General features: G+C 64.1%; 14 protein-coding genes. 7 read left to right on the top strand and 7 right to left on the bottom strand.

What is annotated here, in order from left to right; all coding sequences use genetic code 11:
• Window positions 1-76: 76 nt before the first annotated feature.
• The gene (locus C7440_RS04380; protein WP_165832442.1) at window positions 77-1,858 is read right to left on the bottom strand and encodes a ClcB-like voltage-gated chloride channel protein; all 1,782 of its coding nucleotides are present in this window, start codon (window positions 1,856-1,858) and stop codon (window positions 77-79) included.
• A 192-nt stretch (window positions 1,859-2,050) separates the two neighbouring features.
• Here C7440_RS04380 and C7440_RS04375 point away from each other — a divergent pair, with 192 nt between their 5' ends.
• Together C7440_RS04375 and C7440_RS04370 are read left to right on the top strand one after the other, a co-directional pair.
• Window positions 2,051-2,752, top strand: a complete 702-nt coding sequence (locus C7440_RS04375) for a response regulator (RefSeq protein WP_116517573.1) — start codon at window positions 2,051-2,053, stop codon at window positions 2,750-2,752.
• A gap of 6 nt (window positions 2,753-2,758) precedes the next feature.
• A complete protein-coding gene (locus tag C7440_RS04370) occupies window positions 2,759-4,219 on the top strand; it encodes a sensor histidine kinase (RefSeq protein WP_116517572.1) in 1,461 nt (486 codons plus the stop codon).
• An 8-nt stretch (window positions 4,220-4,227) separates the two neighbouring features.
• Here C7440_RS04370 and C7440_RS04365 read toward each other — a convergent pair whose 3' ends face one another.
• Both C7440_RS04365 and C7440_RS04360 read right to left on the bottom strand, forming a co-directional pair.
• Entirely contained in the window at window positions 4,228-5,286 is a 1,059-nt protein-coding gene (locus C7440_RS04365; RefSeq protein ID WP_165832477.1) for a cytochrome d ubiquinol oxidase subunit II, read from the bottom strand.
• Window positions 5,286-6,623 (bottom strand): cytochrome ubiquinol oxidase subunit I, encoded by a 1,338-nt coding sequence (locus C7440_RS04360; RefSeq protein ID WP_116517570.1) that lies wholly within the window; start codon window positions 6,621-6,623, stop codon window positions 5,286-5,288. Before C7440_RS04360 ends, C7440_RS04365 begins: the two co-directional genes overlap by 1 nt.
• 111 nt (window positions 6,624-6,734) lie before the next feature.
• Between C7440_RS04360 and C7440_RS04355 the strand changes: the two genes are divergently transcribed.
• The 4 genes from C7440_RS04355 to minE all read left to right on the top strand — a co-directional run bounded on the left by C7440_RS04355 (window position 6,735) and on the right by minE (window position 10,600).
• Window positions 6,735-8,489, top strand: a complete 1,755-nt coding sequence (locus C7440_RS04355) for a glutamine--tRNA ligase/YqeY domain fusion protein (RefSeq protein ID WP_116517569.1) — start codon at window positions 6,735-6,737, stop codon at window positions 8,487-8,489.
• 118 nt (window positions 8,490-8,607) lie between these two features.
• A complete protein-coding gene (gene minC, locus C7440_RS04350; RefSeq protein ID WP_116517568.1) occupies window positions 8,608-9,405 on the top strand; it encodes a septum site-determining protein MinC in 798 nt (265 codons plus the stop codon).
• 105 nt (window positions 9,406-9,510) lie between these two features.
• Window positions 9,511-10,326, top strand: coding sequence for a septum site-determining protein MinD (minD, locus tag C7440_RS04345; protein ID WP_017525840.1), 816 nt, complete (start codon window positions 9,511-9,513; stop codon window positions 10,324-10,326).
• Between the two features lies 1 nt (window position 10,327).
• The gene (gene minE, locus C7440_RS04340) at window positions 10,328-10,600 is read left to right on the top strand and encodes a cell division topological specificity factor MinE (protein WP_017525841.1); all 273 of its coding nucleotides are present in this window, start codon (window positions 10,328-10,330) and stop codon (window positions 10,598-10,600) included.
• 202 nt (window positions 10,601-10,802) lie between these two features.
• Here the strand turns inward: minE and C7440_RS04335 are convergent, their stop codons facing one another.
• A complete protein-coding gene (locus C7440_RS04335; RefSeq protein WP_116517567.1) occupies window positions 10,803-11,030 on the bottom strand; it encodes a glycine zipper 2TM domain-containing protein in 228 nt (75 codons plus the stop codon).
• A 296-nt stretch (window positions 11,031-11,326) separates the two neighbouring features.
• On the bottom strand, window positions 11,327-13,000 hold the full coding sequence (gene ettA, locus C7440_RS04330; protein ID WP_116517566.1) for an energy-dependent translational throttle protein EttA: 1,674 nt from the start codon (window positions 12,998-13,000) through the stop codon (window positions 11,327-11,329).
• Window positions 13,001-13,270: 270 nt separating this feature from the next.
• Between ettA and C7440_RS04325 the strand changes: the two genes are divergently transcribed.
• Window positions 13,271-13,762 (top strand): hypothetical protein, encoded by a 492-nt coding sequence (locus tag C7440_RS04325; protein ID WP_165832441.1) that lies wholly within the window; start codon window positions 13,271-13,273, stop codon window positions 13,760-13,762.
• Window positions 13,763-13,804: 42 nt separating this feature from the next.
• Here the strand turns inward: C7440_RS04325 and C7440_RS04320 are convergent, their stop codons facing one another.
• The gene (locus C7440_RS04320; protein ID WP_116517564.1) at window positions 13,805-14,776 is read right to left on the bottom strand and encodes a glycosyltransferase family 2 protein; all 972 of its coding nucleotides are present in this window, start codon (window positions 14,774-14,776) and stop codon (window positions 13,805-13,807) included.
• A 203-nt stretch (window positions 14,777-14,979) separates the two neighbouring features.
• The gene (locus C7440_RS20170; RefSeq protein ID WP_017525512.1) at window positions 14,980-15,108 is read right to left on the bottom strand and encodes a hypothetical protein; all 129 of its coding nucleotides are present in this window, start codon (window positions 15,106-15,108) and stop codon (window positions 14,980-14,982) included.
• Between the last annotated feature and the right edge of the window lie 79 nt (window positions 15,109-15,187).

The following is a 15,187-nucleotide window of genomic DNA, read 5'->3' as shown; positions in this document are numbered from 1 at the left end:
GACCGGGCACAGGCAGGGGCCTAGTGTCCCGTTTGCCTAATTCGAATATAAGTGCACAAACTAATCAAACGGGACACTAGCGGCGCCTGTGCGTGGCCTCGGCCAGCACCTCGGCGCTGGCATCCAACGAGCGCTTCAGCGCCGAATACTTCTCGAGCAGGGCCGACTTATAGACGACCCCCAGCAGCTTGGGCTGCTCATCGCGGCTGACCACCGGCAGCCGCTCGCCCTGGAACTGCACGAACACCGCCTGGGCCTCGTCGAGCCCCATGTCGGGATGCAAGGGCTTGAGGAAGTCGAATCGTACGACGTCCCCGGCCACGCGGCTCTGTACATCGGTTTGCGTCATCAGCAAACTGGTCAGGTCGCGCTGCGCCACCACACCCTGGTAGACGTTGTCTTCGTCGACCACATAAAGGTACTTGACGGGGTATTCCATGAACATCTGCAGGGCTTCCTTGACCGGCGTGCCTGTGGACACCACCGTTTCGGCGGGCCGGACGAGTTCGCTCAGGCGCAGATGGCGCAAGCCCCGCCGCAGGACGAGGTCGCGCTCACGTGTCAGCGTAACATCGTACATGGCGACCTGGGCCACCGCCCTGGAAACAAAATATGCCAGGACGCAAGCCACCATCAGGGGCAGGACGAGCTGGTAGCTGACCGTCATCTCGAAGATCATGACGATGGCCATCAAAGGAGCCCCGGTGGCGGCGCCCAGAACGGCCCCCATGCCCACTAGCGTGAACAGGTACAGCGACACGCCCACATCGGGCCAGACAAACAGCGCGAGCTTGCCGAACAAGGCGCCGAATGCCGCCCCCACCAGCAAGGCGGGGGTGAATACGCCGCCGACCGCCCCCGAGCCCACCGTGAAGGCGGTGGCCAGCACCTTGAGCAGCAGGATGGTCAGCAGCGCCTGCCAGGTCCATGAATGATGGAGCATCGAGGTGACGACGCTGAAGCCGTTGCCCGCCACGTAGGGAAAAGAGATGAGGAGCAGGCCCACGAGCAGGCCGCCGACGCCCAAGCGCACCGGCAGGGAAAAGCCGGTGTCCTGGAACATGCCGCGCGCCAGGCCCAGAAAACGCAGGAACTGCGGGGCCAATAGCCCCGACAACAGGCCCAGCACCACGAAAGGCAGTATCTGTACCCCGTCGGCCTGCGCCAGGCCCTCGATGGGATAGACGATATGGTAGTGGCCGGTGGCCCTCATGGTGAGATTGGCGAACGCGGCCGAAATCAGCAATGGGCCGACGCTTTGAATGGCCATGGCGCCCAGCACGATTTCAGCCACGAACAGGGCGCCGGCAATGGGCGCCCCATAGGCGGCCGAAACCCCCGCCGCCGCACCGCAGGCAACCAGTAGGCGCAGGCGAGTGGTGTCCAGGCGGGCGACCCGCCCCACGATGGACGCGCCCATGGCCCCAAGATGCACCATGGCCCCCTCGCGGCCGATAGAGCCTCCCGACACCACCGTAAACAGCGACGAAACCGAACGCAGCAGCCCCTGGCCGATGGAAAGGCGCCCGTTGCCGATGGCCACCGCCTCCATGTAGTCGGAGCTTGTGTGGGAACCGCGCTTTTCGGCCCAGTGCAGCAGGCAGCCGGCCACCACCCCGCCGGCGGCGGGCAGAAGCAGGCGCCCGTACCACGGCAGCCCCTGCATGGTCTGCACCACCGAACCGCTGTCGCCGCCCACCAGCGAGAGAATGAAGTGCATGCACTGGTAGAAACCCAGCGTGGACAGGGCCGCCAGCACGCCCACCAGCGCCGCCCAGAACAGCATGGCCGGCAGGTCGGAGAGCCAGGCGTAGTCCTTCAGGCGCTTGCCAAGCGAATCGATGTAGGGCGGCTTCATGCGAAAGGCCCGCCTGTAGAAGCGCAGGCGGCCAACCCCGGGGACGGGCGCGCAAATGGCCGCCACGCGGCATGGAAAAGAGGCGTTGCGGTCGCTGGATGCGGTTGAAAGAAGTGACTGGGGCGCATCGGTTATTTCAATCGATTTCGGAAACTTGCCAGTGGACTGTTCTGTGGGCACACTGGCGTCATCATGGAAAAAAACCACACCAAAGTGCTGGTGGTCGACGACGACCCCGCCTTGCGTCAACTGCTGGCCGACTACCTGAACCGGCATGGCTATGATACCTTGCTTGCGCCCGACGGCAGCGATCTCGAAACCCGTATCGAGCGCTACTGCCCCGACCTCATCGTGCTCGACCGCATGATGCCCGATGGCGACGGCGCCGAAGCGTGCCGCCGCCTGCGCCAGCAAGGCGAAGACATCCCCGTCATCCTGCTTACGGGCCGCGACGAAACCGTCGACCGCGTCATAGGCCTCGAAGCCGGCGCCGACGACTACCTGGGCAAGCCCTTCGACCCGCGCGAACTGCTCGCCCGCATCGAGGCCGTGCTAAGGCGCAAGAAAGGCGCGTCGGCCTTCATCAAGGGCAAGCCGGTCGAGTTCGGCCCCTTTGTGTTCGACCCGGCCACACGCCAGTTGTCGCGCGGTTCAACCCCAATCAAGCTTACGGGCGGCGAGGTCAACCTGCTCGAGGCCCTGGTGGCCAATCCGGGCAAGCCCCTGTCGCGCGATCGCCTGCTGGCGCTGGCGCGCGACGACGAAGAGGGCGAGCGCAACGACCGGGCCATCGACATCGCCATCCTGCGCCTGCGCCGCGCCATCGAAGACGACCCCAAGCAGCCGCGCTGGATCCAGACCGTCTGGGGCGTGGGCTACCGCTTTTCCCCCTAAGGCCGCATGATGCCGCTGCGCCTCTTTCCGCGGTCGCTTCGCGCCCGCCTTATATTGCTGACCCTGGGCACCATACTGCTGGTGCAGGCGGGCACCATGGCCTCGGTTAGCTACTTCCGCAACCAGTTCACCGAAACCGTCACGGTCGAAATCGTCTCGACCACGATACGGACGCTGCGCGCCGCGCTGGCCGAGATCCCCGCGGACGAACGGGCCGGCTTCGTGCGCGAGGCCTCACGCAATGAATGGCGGTTGTGGTCCCGCAGCCTGCCTTCCGAAGCAGAGCTCGAGCGGCGGCCACGCCGCCCTCCTCCATCCGGCCACCAGCGTTCCGAAGACCATGGCCATCCGCCCGACCGGCCGCCTCCTCCCAGGCATGACGACCTCAGGCACGACCTGCGCAAGCTCGTCGACGCGCTCAACGTGCGCCTGGACGACGGCACGCACGTCGCCCTGTCGCGCGGCCCCACGCCACGCATCTACATCTCGCTTCAACCCGACGAAGGCGACGCCACCGCCATGGCCACCCGTGAATGGCTGGTCATCCCGCTGGACAGGCTGGCGCCGCCGGTGGCGACGCCCCTGGTCGCGATATGGCTGGCCGGCATGGGCATCATCCTGCTGATCTCGGCCGCCTTCTCCTGGCACATTACCCGCCCCCTTACCCGCCTGGCCAAGGCGGCCGACCAGCTTGCCGCGGGCCAGCCCCAAAGGGTGGTGCCGGCGGGCCCGAGCGAAACGCGCGCCCTGGGCGAACGCTTTAATGCAATGCTCGACGCCCTGAACGAATCGGATGCGGTGCGCCGCACCCTGCTGGCGGGCCTGCCCCACGATCTCAAGGGCCCGCTCTCGCGCATGTGGCTGCGCATCGAAATGATGGACGAGGCGGCGCTCAAAGAGGGCCTGCGCCACGACCTGCAGGACATGCAGCGCATGGTCGACCAGTTCATCGGCTTCGTGCGCGGCACCGATCCCGCCAATTACCGCTTCACCCGGCTTGACCTGGGCGACTGGCTGCAAGAGCACGTCGGCACCTGGAAAAGCGCAGGCAGCGACGTGAAGCTGCTCGAGCCTCTGCCGCGCGGCGTCATGCTCCGCGCCGACGGGTTCGCCCTGGGCAGGCTGCTGGACAACCTGATCACCAACGCGCTGAACTATGCGTCTCCGCCCATCGACATCGGCCTGTCGGCCACCGCGACGCATGCCGTCATGACGATTTCCGATCATGGCCCGGGCATTTCAAAAGAGCGGCGCGTCGAGGCGCTGCGTCCCTTTTCGCGCCTGGACGACGCCCGCACCCTGACCGGGTCGGTGGGCCTGGGCCTGGCGCTGTGCAACTCAATCGCACGGGCCCACGGCGGCAGCCTGTCGCTGGACGAGGCCAAGTCGGGCGGCCTGAAGGTAACGGTGCGGCTGCCTTTGTCGTCGCCAGCCGGTGAGCCAGCCACAGGGCTGCACGACACGTAAGGGCAATGTCAGCGGCCGGTTCTGTTCAAGCCCGGCGGCACCGGGGCGCGCGACAGGCCGAACATGCGCCAGTACACCCAGATGTTGAAGATGAGCGCCACGGGCAGGGCCACGATGGAGGCGGCCAGCACCAGCCCCAGCGAGCTTACCGAGGCCGAGGCGTCCCAGATGGTGATATTGTCGAGCACCAGATAGGGGAAGAAGCTGTAGAACAGGCCACCGAGAATCACCAGGAAGGCCAGCAGCGTGGCCAGGAACGGCAGCATGGTCGTGCCGTCGCTGTGGGTGACCATGCGCTGCAGGGTGATCTCGATGACCACGAAGCAGACCAGCAGCACGATCCACAGGCAGGCCACCAGCGACCATTGCGGCCCGTCGCTCCATTTGAGGAACACGCCTGTGTTGGCGAAGGCCAGCACCACCGACACGGCGACCGCACCCGCTGCCGCCCACCTGACCGCACGGCGGCCCCAGAATACCGCGCGCAACCTCAGCGGCCCCTGCTCGCGCATGATCAGCCACGCGGCGCCCAGCAGGCAGTAGGCCGCCACGCAGCACAGCGCCACGAACAGGCCGAAGGCCAGGTAGCCGCCGCCGCTTCGATAGCCGACGACCAGCCGCGCAAGCAACAAGCCATGGGCCGCGGCGGTGGCCAGCGAGCCCAGGCCGAAGCCCAGTATCCAGCGCTGCTGCAGATTGAGCGGCGCGCGCAGACGGAATTCGAATGAAACCGACCGAAGCAGCACGCCCAGCGCCAGCAGGCAAAGCGGCAGGTAAAGCTGGCCCATGATGCTGCCCCATGCATTGGGAAAGGCCGCGACGAATACGCCCAGCCCCAGGAACAGCCAGAACTCGTTGGCGTCGCGCCATGGACTCAACAGGGACAGCATGCGTGGACGAAGCTCGCGGGGCGCCACCAGGGCGAGGCAGCCCACGCCGATGTCGAAGCCGTCGAGAAGCGTGGCCGCCACCACGATGGCGAACAGCAGGCCCATGAAAACCAGGGGCATCCAGAACGCCGGATCTTCAGCGCTGAACCCCAGCAGTTCGACCAGCGTATCGACTATCACGCCCTACCCCTTCTGCGGGCCACCGGCACCACGCCGTACTGCACGCCGTGCCGCAGCAAATGGATGAAGCCCAGAAGCAACGCACTGTACACAGCCAGGTGGGCTGCAATGCCCATGACCAGGTGGGAGGGCCGGGTGGAGCCGGCGACTTCCATGAAAGTGACGGTCTGGCTGATGATGAAGGGTGCCTGCCCCGCCAGCACGTGGCACAGCAGGGCGGGCCCGGCCAGCCAGCCGAGAAAGGTCATGCAGGAGAAGAAGCGCCTCCAGCCGGCCGGCAGGTCGCCGTGTTCAATATATTTGCGCCGCATGCACCACAATGCTCCGCAGGCGGCGACGAGCATGGCCAGCGCCACCGCCAGCGCCACCCGGAATGACCAGAAGGTAAGCGCCACGGGCGGCTGCATGCCCGAAAAATGGTCGAGCCCGATCAGGCTCCCGTCTTCGTCGAAACCCAGCCATTTTCCACCGGCATGAGGCCAGGCCAGCACGGCACGCGTGGACTCGCGCTGCTCGTCAGGCCACCCGAACAGCACCAGATCGGGCTGCTGCCCGCTTTGCCAGTAGGCCGCCGTGGCCGCCGCCTTGGCCGGCTGGTAGGTGGCAACCATGCGGCCGTAGCCCGTGATGGCCACGCCATACAAGAGCACGGCCGCCAGCCCGATGACTGCGCCGGCACGGAAGACCTGGCGGCCGCTGTCGTCGGCCGGCAGCGACGACGCCCGGCCCGCGATCACGCCCAACAGCATGAAGGCCACGGCCATGCCCGACGCCGCCGCCAGCAGCAGGAACAGCCAGCCCACAGAGGGATTGAAGACCACCTGATACCAGTCGGTGACGAAATACTCTCCGTTCAAGAAGCCCGTGCCCGCCGGAGTCTGCATCCAGCCCACCAGCGCCAGGACCCACAGGACGGAAAGCGTGGTGCCGGCCGCCACCATGAACACCACGGCCGTGTATGCGGTGTCGGACAGGCTGCGCTGGCCGAACAGCATGGCGCTCATGAAGCACGACTTGACGATGAAGGTGGTCAGGATGGCGGCCGCCAGCAAGGGGCCGGCCACGTCGCCGATGCGATCGAGCAGGCCTGGCCAGAGGCTGCCCAGCTCGATGAGCACCGGGATGCCGGCCGCCAGGGCCAGAATCGCCGCCAGCGCATAGACGCGCACCCAGAACCGATAGGCAAGCATCCAGGCATTGCCGGGCGAGTACCGGTCGGCCAGCCTGAAGAACAGCAGCACCCAGGCCAGGCCCAGCTCGATGAGCAGAAACAGCGACATGAACCCCAGGCTGACGAGAGACTGGATCTGAGAAAGCCAGACGGTCGTATTCATAATGCCCGCTAGTTTAGAGCCTGAACACGGATTTTGGGCGCACGCGCGGGCAAATATATGTGAACGTGGCAAAATGCTTACTTCGCATGTTTTTCCATTCCGCTTTCCGCAATGACCGCTGCTTCCACCCCATCCACCTCCAATTTTCTTCGCACGATCATCGAGCGCGACCTTGCCGAGGGCCGCTACGACAACAAGCTCTGGGCCGGGCGCCCCGGGCCCGCCGACGTGCAACAGGGCGGCGAGGTCGACAGGGCGCGCATCCGCACGCGGTTCCCGCCCGAACCCAACGGCTACCTGCACATAGGCCACGCCAAAAGCATCTGCCTGAACTTCGGCCTGGCCCGCGACTACCAGGGCGCCTGTCACCTGCGGTTCGACGACACCAACCCCGAAAAGGAAGAAGACGAATACGTCAAGGCCATCATCGAGGCGGTCAAGTGGCTGGGCTTCGACTGGAAGCACCAAGGCGAAGAAAACCTGTATTACGCCAGCGACTATTTCGGCTTCATGTACGAATTTGCGCGCGCCCTGATCGAATCGGGCGACGCCTATGTCGACGAGCAATCGCCAGAGCAGATGCGTGAAACCCGGGGTACGCTTACCGAAAAAGGCAGCGATTCGCCCTGGCGCAACCGCCCGGCGGCCGAATCGCTGGCCCTGCTCGAAGCCATGCGCGCCGGCAAGCACCCCGACGGCAGCATGGCGCTGCGCGCCAAAATCGACATGGCCTCGCCCAATATGAACATGCGCGATCCCGTGCTGTATCGCATACGCCATGTGCCGCACCATCGCACGGGCAGCGAATGGTGCATCTACCCCATGTACACCTGGGCCCACCCCGTCGAAGACGCGCTCGAGGGCATCACGCACAGCTTCTGCACCCTCGAATTCGAAGACCAGCGCCCCTTCTACGAGTGGATACTTGAAAAACTGGCCGGCCTGGGCCGCCTGCGGCGTCCGCTGCCGCAGCAGATCGAATTCGCCCGCCTGAACCTCAGCTACGTCGTCACCAGCAAGCGCAAGCTGCTCGAACTGGTGCGCGGCGGCCATGTGGCCGGCTGGGACGACCCCCGCATGCCCACATTGGCCGGCCTGCGCCGGCGCGGCTATACGCCCGAATCCATCCGCCTGTTCTGTGAGCGCCTGGGCGTTTCCAAGGCCGATTCGCGCATCGGCTACAGCCTGCTCGAGCAGGCCCTGCGCGACGACCTCGACCCGCGTGCCGAACGACGCGTGGCCGTGCTCGACCCGCTCAAGCTGGTCATCACCAACTACCCCGAGGGCCAAAGCGAGCTGTGCCACGCGCCGCGCAACCCGCACGAACCCGAACTCGGCATGCGCGAATTCCCCTTCTCGCGCGAGCTCTGGATCGAGCGCGACGATTTCCGCGAAGAACCGCCCAAGAAATACTTCAGGCTTTTTCCAGGCAATACAGTGCGGCTCAAGTACGGCTACATCGTGCGCTGCACCGGCTGCGTCAAGGACGACTCCGGGCGCGTGGTGGAAGTGCACGCCGAATACCTGCCCGAAACCAAAAGCGGCACGCCGGGCGCCGACTCGGTCAAGGTCAAGGGCAACATCACCTGGGTCAGCGCGGCACACGCCGTCGCCGCCGAGGTCAGGCTGTACGACCGCCTGTTCGCCGACCCGCACCCCGACAGCGGCGACAAGAACTACCTCGACGCCCTCAACCCCCACTCTTTCCAGACCGTCCAGGCCTGGCTCGAGCCCGGCACCCAGGCGCACCCCGAACACTTCTGGCAGTTCGAAAGGCTGGGCTATTTCGTGGCCGACCGTTTCGATTCCACGGCCGAGCGCCCGGTGCTCAACCGCAGCACCACGCTGCGCGACGCGTGGATATGAAGGGGCCAACACAATGGCCGCGGGCACGCGCAAGCAGCCCCCGTTCACAAAAACACTCGGTTTTAGGCCCGACTTCTGGTATTTTGTCGGGCATGGTTTCTTTGGGTAAGCAAGGGCAGTGAGTAAATCCACCACCAAACACAAGGGGGCCGCCGCGCTCGATTTCAAAAGCGCGGCGCTCTATGCCGTACGGGTCGTGCTGCACAGCAGCGACGCAAGCCAGCTACAGGCCGCGCTCGACCAGCGCATGCATGACGCGGGCTCTTTCTTCGAGAACGAGCCGGTCGTCATCGACGCGTCTGGCCTCGAAACCCCGGTCGACTGGCCTGTGTTGCTGCAATCGCTGCGCGAGCACCGGCTGTATCCCATCGGGGTCGTCGCGCAAGGTGCGCTGCTCGAGGCGGCCCGCGCCTGCGGGCTGACCGAGGTCGACCTGTCCAGCCCGCCCGCGCGCCCTGCCAGCAAGCCCGCCCCCGAAGCGGAAGTGCCCGTGGTGGCGCCCGCAGCCGCGGCGCCGCAGGCCGAGCCCGGCGCACCCGCCGCCCCAGAGCCCGCCACGCCGGCAGTGGCCCCCGCAGCCATGGTGATCAACCGCCAGCTGCGGTCGGGCCAGCGCATTTATGCGCGCGACACCGACCTGATCGTCATCGGCGTCGTAAGCCAGGGCGCCGAGGTTATCGCCGACGGCAATATCCATGTCTACGGCCCCTTGCGCGGCAAGGCCATGGCCGGTGCGCGCGGCGACACCAGCGCCCGCATCTTCGCCACCCAGCTCGACCCCGAGCTGGTCGCCATCGCCGGCGTGTACCGGGTCATTGAAACCAAGCTCGAAACCGAGCTGCACAACCAGGCCGCCATCGTGCAGCTCGACGGCGAAACATTGCAGATCACGGCGTTGAACACAAAAACGCAATGACAACATTTGTTGCCAAGCCTTTATTCAATTAACGTCAAGTCGCGGCAATCGAGCAAAGTTTTGCTTTACGATTACGTGATTTATATCTAGAGGAACTCAATCGTCATGACACGCATCGTTGTGGTGACTTCCGGCAAAGGCGGCGTGGGCAAAACCACCACCAGCGCCAGTTTTTCATCCGGTCTGGCCATGCGTGGCCACAAGACCGTCGTCATCGATTTCGACGTGGGCCTGCGTAACCTCGACCTGATCATGGGTTGCGAGCGCCGGGTCGTTTACGATTTCGTCAACGTCATCCAGGGTGAAGCCACGCTGAACCAGGCCCTGATCCGCGACAAACAACTCGAGAACCTCTATATTCTGCCCGCCTCGCAAACGCGCGACAAAGAGGCCCTGACCAAGGAAGGCGTCGAGAAAACCCTCAACGACCTCAAGGAAATGGGCTTCGAGTACATTGTGTGCGACTCGCCGGCCGGCATCGAGACCGGCGCCCTCATGGCCTCGTACTTTGCCGACGACGCCATCGTCGTCACCAACCCGGAAGTCTCGTCGGTACGCGACTCTGACCGCATTCTGGGCATACTGGCGGCCAAATCTCACCGCGCGGTCAACAGCGAAGAGCCCATCAAGGAATACCTCTTGCTTACCCGCTACCATCCCAAGCGCGTGGCCGACGGCGAGATGCTATCTCTGCAAGATATCGAAGACATCCTGCGCATCAAGCTCATCGGCGTCATTCCCGAATCCGAATCGGTGCTGCAGGCGTCCAACCAGGGCGTTCCCGCCATCCACATCCGAGACAGCGACGTCGCCGCAGCTTACCAAGACGTGGTCGCGCGCTACCTTGGCGAAGAAAAAGCCCTGCGCTTCGTCGATTACGAAAAACCCGGCCTGTTCAAGCGCCTTTTCGGAGGCAAGTGATATGTCGTTCCTGTCATTTCTACTCGGACAAAAAAAGACTTCCGCCAGCGTCGCCAAAGACCGCCTGCAGCTCATCCTGATCAATGAGCGCGGCACCGGCTCAGGCCCCGACTACCTGCCGCAGCTGCAAAAAGAGCTGGTCGAGGTCATTTCGCGCTACGTCAAGATCAATCCCGAAGACATCAAGGTCAATCTCGACCGGCAAGAGTCGCTCGAGGTGCTCGAAGTCAAGATCGAGATGCCGCAGCCCGGCGCCGAAGCCACCGCACCTTAAGCCTCATCCGGCTGCAGGGCAAGGCCAGCCATGACGGCTGGCTTTTTATTGTGGCGGCGGCACCAGCGGTCTCGAAGAGCCTTGCCGCCCCATGGGACATAAAAACAATCAGGCCTGCGTGGCGGCCCGTAAGGACCGGCACGCAGGCCATGCATGAGCCCGGCGGCTCGGTGCGAGCCACCGGGAAAGACCCGCGACGCGATCAGCGGTTCTTGCCGACCTGGTCGCCAATGACGCCGCCGATGGCTGCGCCGCCGACCGTACCCAGCACACCGCCGCTTGAAATGACCGCGCCGGCCACTCCACCCAAGCCAGCGCCCGTAACCGCGCTTTTTTGACGGCCGCTCATGTTGTCCCAAGAAGAACAGCCCGCCGTGGCGGCGGCAAGCATGGCGATGGCAAAGCACTTGGCAAGACGTTGCGTTTTCATTGTGTACTCCCGACTTTTGACAGTATTGAATTCACGATAACCGGTTTGCCTGGCCCTGAAAAGGGCAATTGTTAACGTGAGAAAAAGCTGTATCAGAGGCCGCTTGTGGCACCCCACGATTCTATAAGCAAGTAATCGGCCCAACACCGCGGCCAGGCCCGCTCTTGGCCTGGAGATCGAAAATAGGCCGCATCGGTAAAAAATAGCCCCGCCAATGACGGCGGGGCTATTTTTACAACTTGCTGAATGAATGTAACAAAGTGGCCGAAAAAACCAACAGACCCCCTTGATTACTTTTATTTCAGCGGCTTGTAGCGCAGCCGGCGCGGCTTGGCGGCTTCTTCACCCAGGCGCTGCCGCTTGTCGGCCTCGTATTCCTGGTAGTTGCCATCGAAGAACACCACCTGGGAATCGCCTTCGAAAGCCATGATGTGGGTGGCGATGCGATCGAGGAACCACCGGTCGTGGCTGATGACGAGGACAGTGCCGGCGAACTCGAGCAGGGCGTCTTCAAGCGCGCGCAAGGTTTCGACGTCGAGATCGTTGGACGGTTCGTCGAGCAGCAGCACGTTGCCGCCCGAGATCAGGGTCTTGGCCAGGTGGAAGCGGCCGCGCTCACCGCCCGAAAGATTGCCCACCCGCTTGTTCTGGTCGCTTCCCTTGAAGTTGAAGCGCCCCAGGTAGGCGCGCGAGGACATCTCGAACTTGCCGATGGTGATGAGGTCGGCGCCGTCGGACAGGGCCTCGAATACGGTTTTTTCATCGGGCAGGGCTTCACGCGACTGGTCCACATAGGCCAGCTGTACTGTCTGGCCTATTTTTACCTGGCCGGAATCGGGCTGGTCCTTGCCCGCGATCATGCGGAATAGCGTGGATTTCCCGGCGCCGTTGGCCCCGATGATGCCCACGATAGCACCCGCCGGCACCTTGAAGCTGAGATCGTCGATCAGCAGCCGATCGCCAAAGCCCTTGGACACGCCCTCGAACTCGATCACCTCGTTGCCCAGGCGCTCGGCCACGGGGATGAAGATCTCTTGGGTTTCGTTGCGCTTCTGGTAGTCGTGCGAGGACAGCTCTTCGAAACGGGCCAGCCTGGCCTTGGCCTTGGCCTGCCGGCCCTTGGGGTTCTGCCTGACCCACTCGAGCTCTTTCTTGATGGTGCGCTGGCGCGCGGACTCGGCCGCCTCTTCCTGCTTGAGGCGCTCGTCCTTCTGCTCGAGCCAGGAGCTGTAGTTGCCCTTCCAGGGGATGCCGTGGCCGCGATCCAGCTCCAGTATCCAGTCGGCGGCGTTGTCGAGGAAATAGCGATCGTGGGTAACAGCAACGACCGTACCGGGGAACTTGCGCAGGAAAAGCTCCAGCCACTCGACGCTTTCCGCGTCCAGGTGGTTGGTGGGCTCGTCAAGCAGCAGCATGTCGGGCTTGGACAGCAGCAGGCGACATAGCGCCACCCGGCGCTTCTCGCCGCCGGAAAGCTTGCCGACCACGGCGTCCCAGGGAGACAGGCGCAGCGCATCGGCGGCGATTTCCATCTGATGCTCGATGTCGTCGGAGCCGCTCGAGGCGGCCGCCGCGATGACGGCTTCGAGTTCGGCCTGTTCGGCGGCCAGGGCATCGAAATCGGCATCCGGCTCGGCGTAGGCGGCATAGACTTCATCCAGCCGCTTGCGGGCCGAGAAAAGCTCGCCCAGGCCTTCTTCGACCGATTCGCGCACGGTGTGCTCGGGGTTGAGCACGGGTTCTTGCTGCAGGTAGCCGATCTTGAGCCCGGGCATGGGGATGGCCTCGCCCTCGATCTCGCGGTCGACGCCGGCCATGATGCGCAGCAGGGTCGACTTGCCGGCGCCGTTCAGGCCCAGCACGCCGATCTTGGCGCCGGGAAAAAAGGACAAGGAGATGTCGCGCAGGATCTGCCGCTTGGGGGGCACGATCTTGCCGACCCGATTCATTGTGTAGACGTATTGGGCCATGACTTCCGTTTCAGTGGAGATGCTTGGAAAAATCCGATTGTAGGCCGAGCGCGGAAAATAAGTGGGGCCGCCCAGGTGGGGCCGCCGAGGTGGGGCCGTGCAAACCGGTCCCGGCACGTAGCCGCTCTGTCGATGCCGCGGGTGGTACACCACCGCGCCGGGCCGGCATGGACTAAAATGGTTCGTGCGTCCGCGATGGTTCGTGCGTCCGCGTGCGACGCCGCCATTCCCCTTTGCCCCGCCCAGCCCTTCGGGCTTTTTATATTCGCCATGCCGACATCCGATCAAGACACGCCGCTCGTATTCACCGCCGAAGAGATCGATATGCTTGGCCGCACGGCCGACGCCCTTACCGCCTACATGGGCAAGCCCGTGCTGGCCGAAATCGTCGACGCGGCCGAGACCGGGTTCGAATGGGCCCTTTTTGCGGTTCCCCTCGAATCCGGCGAAGATGCCAGCGACCTGGTCACCGTGCAGGTTGGCGGCACCGGCGCGCGCATCGTCGGGCATCAGGGCGGCCTGCAGATCGCCGAGGGCGAAGTCTACGAATGCGAATACCTGTGGGCGGTGCAACTGTCTGATCTCGAAGGCGTGCGCTTCATCAAGGTCGACGAAGAAGGCGACGAAGTGGCCTGGAGCGACGACCTGGGCAGCCTGCTTCCGTTCGCCCTGGGCAGCGAACCGCCGCCCCCCGACGACGATGAGCCGGACGACGGCCCGGACGACGAAAACGGGGCCCCTCCGTCAGCGACTTTGCATTAGGGCCTGTCAACACTAAACGGGCAGCCGCACCGGCCCTGAGCCTTAGCCGTGCGCACCCAACGGACGGGGGCGCGACGCGCGGATGTCTCGCAGGAAAAGGACCGCCCCCACGGGCCACATCAACGCCACCAGCAGCTTGCTGCGCAAGCCATTCAGCTTGCGGCCGCGCGGCGCTGCCTGGCCATTGCGCCTCATGTGCAATGCAAAACGCGTGTAGCGGGCGGCGGCGGCGAAGAATTCTTGCGGCCGGTAACGGAACCACGGCAGGCATTCGACCACGGTGTCGCGTGCCAGCAGCCAGAGCCCCTGGGCATGGGGCGCCCCGCCTGTTTCACGGCTGTGACGCGTGAGCGTGTCGCCGCTGGCGCCGCCGCTTTCGTAATAAACGCGAAACACCTGGTTGACGAAGCGGGTCAGGTAGCCGGCACGCGCCATGGCGCGCCAGACCAGGCTTTCCGGCACAAAGCCGGGAACATCTTCGGGAAAGGGAAAGCGCCGCAGCACGTCGGTGCGCATACAGCCGAATTTTTCGCCCTTGACATGGTGCTTGAACGACATGTCGATGGCCGTGGTGTCAAAGACGTCGGCAGGGAACATGTCGCCCACGATGTGACCGTCGGGGCGCGCGCACAGCCCCGTTATGGCCACGAAGGCCGACCGTTCGGAAGGGTCCATGGCGCTCCATGCCTGGGCCATGACATAAAGCGCATTCATGTCGAGGCGGTCGTCGCTGTCGAGCGCCACGATGAGTTCGCCGCGCGCTTCACGCACGCCGCGGTTGAAAGCGGTTTTTTTATGGGCGTTGTGCTGCCATTCGTAGCGAATGGGAAAACTGGCCTGCTGCTGCCAGCCCAGGACGAGCTCGCGGGTATTGTCGGTGGAGCCATCGTCGACCACCAGCCACTCGAAATCCTGGAAGGTCTGCTCGGCCAGCGACTCGTATACGCGCGCCAGCGTGTGGGCACGGTTGTAGGTAGGGGTCAGGACGGTGAAAAGATGGCGCCGATAAGACATAGTTGTTTTCGTTATTTGTCGTTCATGCGTTCGTGCCCGCTCAGTTTCAGGCACTCGACTCCATCATAGGCCAAAAAAAAACCATGAGTGAAAAACTCATGGTTTTTTGCCTTTGCAACATGAAGACACAGGCGAGGCCGCCCGAAGGCAGCCACGCTGGTCGGCAAAAGGCCTGCTGGGCTTATTGCTGGGTCTATTGTTGTTTAGGCGCGCTTGACCTTTTCCAGCATCTTGAAGACGCCCTTGGGCGAATTCACGAAAAGGCGCTTGAAAGCCTTGCCAAGGCACCGGCGCTCGAGCGTGTTGCGGCGGTTCCGCTTGATTTCTGCCATGATGGCTCCACGTAAAATAAAGACTGAAAACCCCCCATTCTACCGTGAATCCAGGCTTTCCTCAAAACGCTCCGCACAC

Origin of the sequence: Pusillimonas noertemannii (genome assembly GCF_003096595.1) — a bacterium.
Lineage (GTDB): Bacteria > Pseudomonadota > Gammaproteobacteria > Burkholderiales > Burkholderiaceae_B > Pusillimonas > Pusillimonas noertemannii.
The sequence above is the reverse complement of the archived record's forward strand: the minus strand, read 5'-3'. Positions and strand labels throughout refer to the sequence as shown.

What these genes read in the sequence shown, in the direction of transcription:
- C7440_RS04380 (WP_165832442.1), bottom strand. Translation starts at nt 1,858, where the DNA reads ATGAAGCCGCCCTACATCGATTCGCTTGGCAAGCGCCTGAAGGACTAC.
- C7440_RS04375 (WP_116517573.1), top strand. Translation starts at nt 2,051, where the DNA reads ATGGAAAAAAACCACACCAAAGTGCTGGTGGTCGACGACGACCCCGCC.
- C7440_RS04370 (WP_116517572.1), top strand. Translation starts at nt 2,759, where the DNA reads ATGATGCCGCTGCGCCTCTTTCCGCGGTCGCTTCGCGCCCGCCTTATA.
- C7440_RS04360 (WP_116517570.1), bottom strand. Translation starts at nt 6,623, where the DNA reads ATGAATACGACCGTCTGGCTTTCTCAGATCCAGTCTCTCGTCAGCCTG.
- C7440_RS04355 (WP_116517569.1), top strand. Translation starts at nt 6,735, where the DNA reads ATGACCGCTGCTTCCACCCCATCCACCTCCAATTTTCTTCGCACGATC.
- minD (WP_017525840.1), top strand. Translation starts at nt 9,511, where the DNA reads ATGACACGCATCGTTGTGGTGACTTCCGGCAAAGGCGGCGTGGGCAAA.
- minE (WP_017525841.1), top strand. Translation starts at nt 10,328, where the DNA reads ATGTCGTTCCTGTCATTTCTACTCGGACAAAAAAAGACTTCCGCCAGC.
- C7440_RS04335 (WP_116517567.1), bottom strand. Translation starts at nt 11,030, where the DNA reads ATGAAAACGCAACGTCTTGCCAAGTGCTTTGCCATCGCCATGCTTGCC.
- ettA (WP_116517566.1), bottom strand. Translation starts at nt 13,000, where the DNA reads ATGGCCCAATACGTCTACACAATGAATCGGGTCGGCAAGATCGTGCCC.
- C7440_RS04325 (WP_165832441.1), top strand. Translation starts at nt 13,271, where the DNA reads ATGCCGACATCCGATCAAGACACGCCGCTCGTATTCACCGCCGAAGAG.
- C7440_RS04320 (WP_116517564.1), bottom strand. Translation starts at nt 14,776, where the DNA reads ATGTCTTATCGGCGCCATCTTTTCACCGTCCTGACCCCTACCTACAAC.
- C7440_RS20170 (WP_017525512.1), bottom strand. Translation starts at nt 15,108, where the DNA reads ATGGCAGAAATCAAGCGGAACCGCCGCAACACGCTCGAGCGCCGGTGC.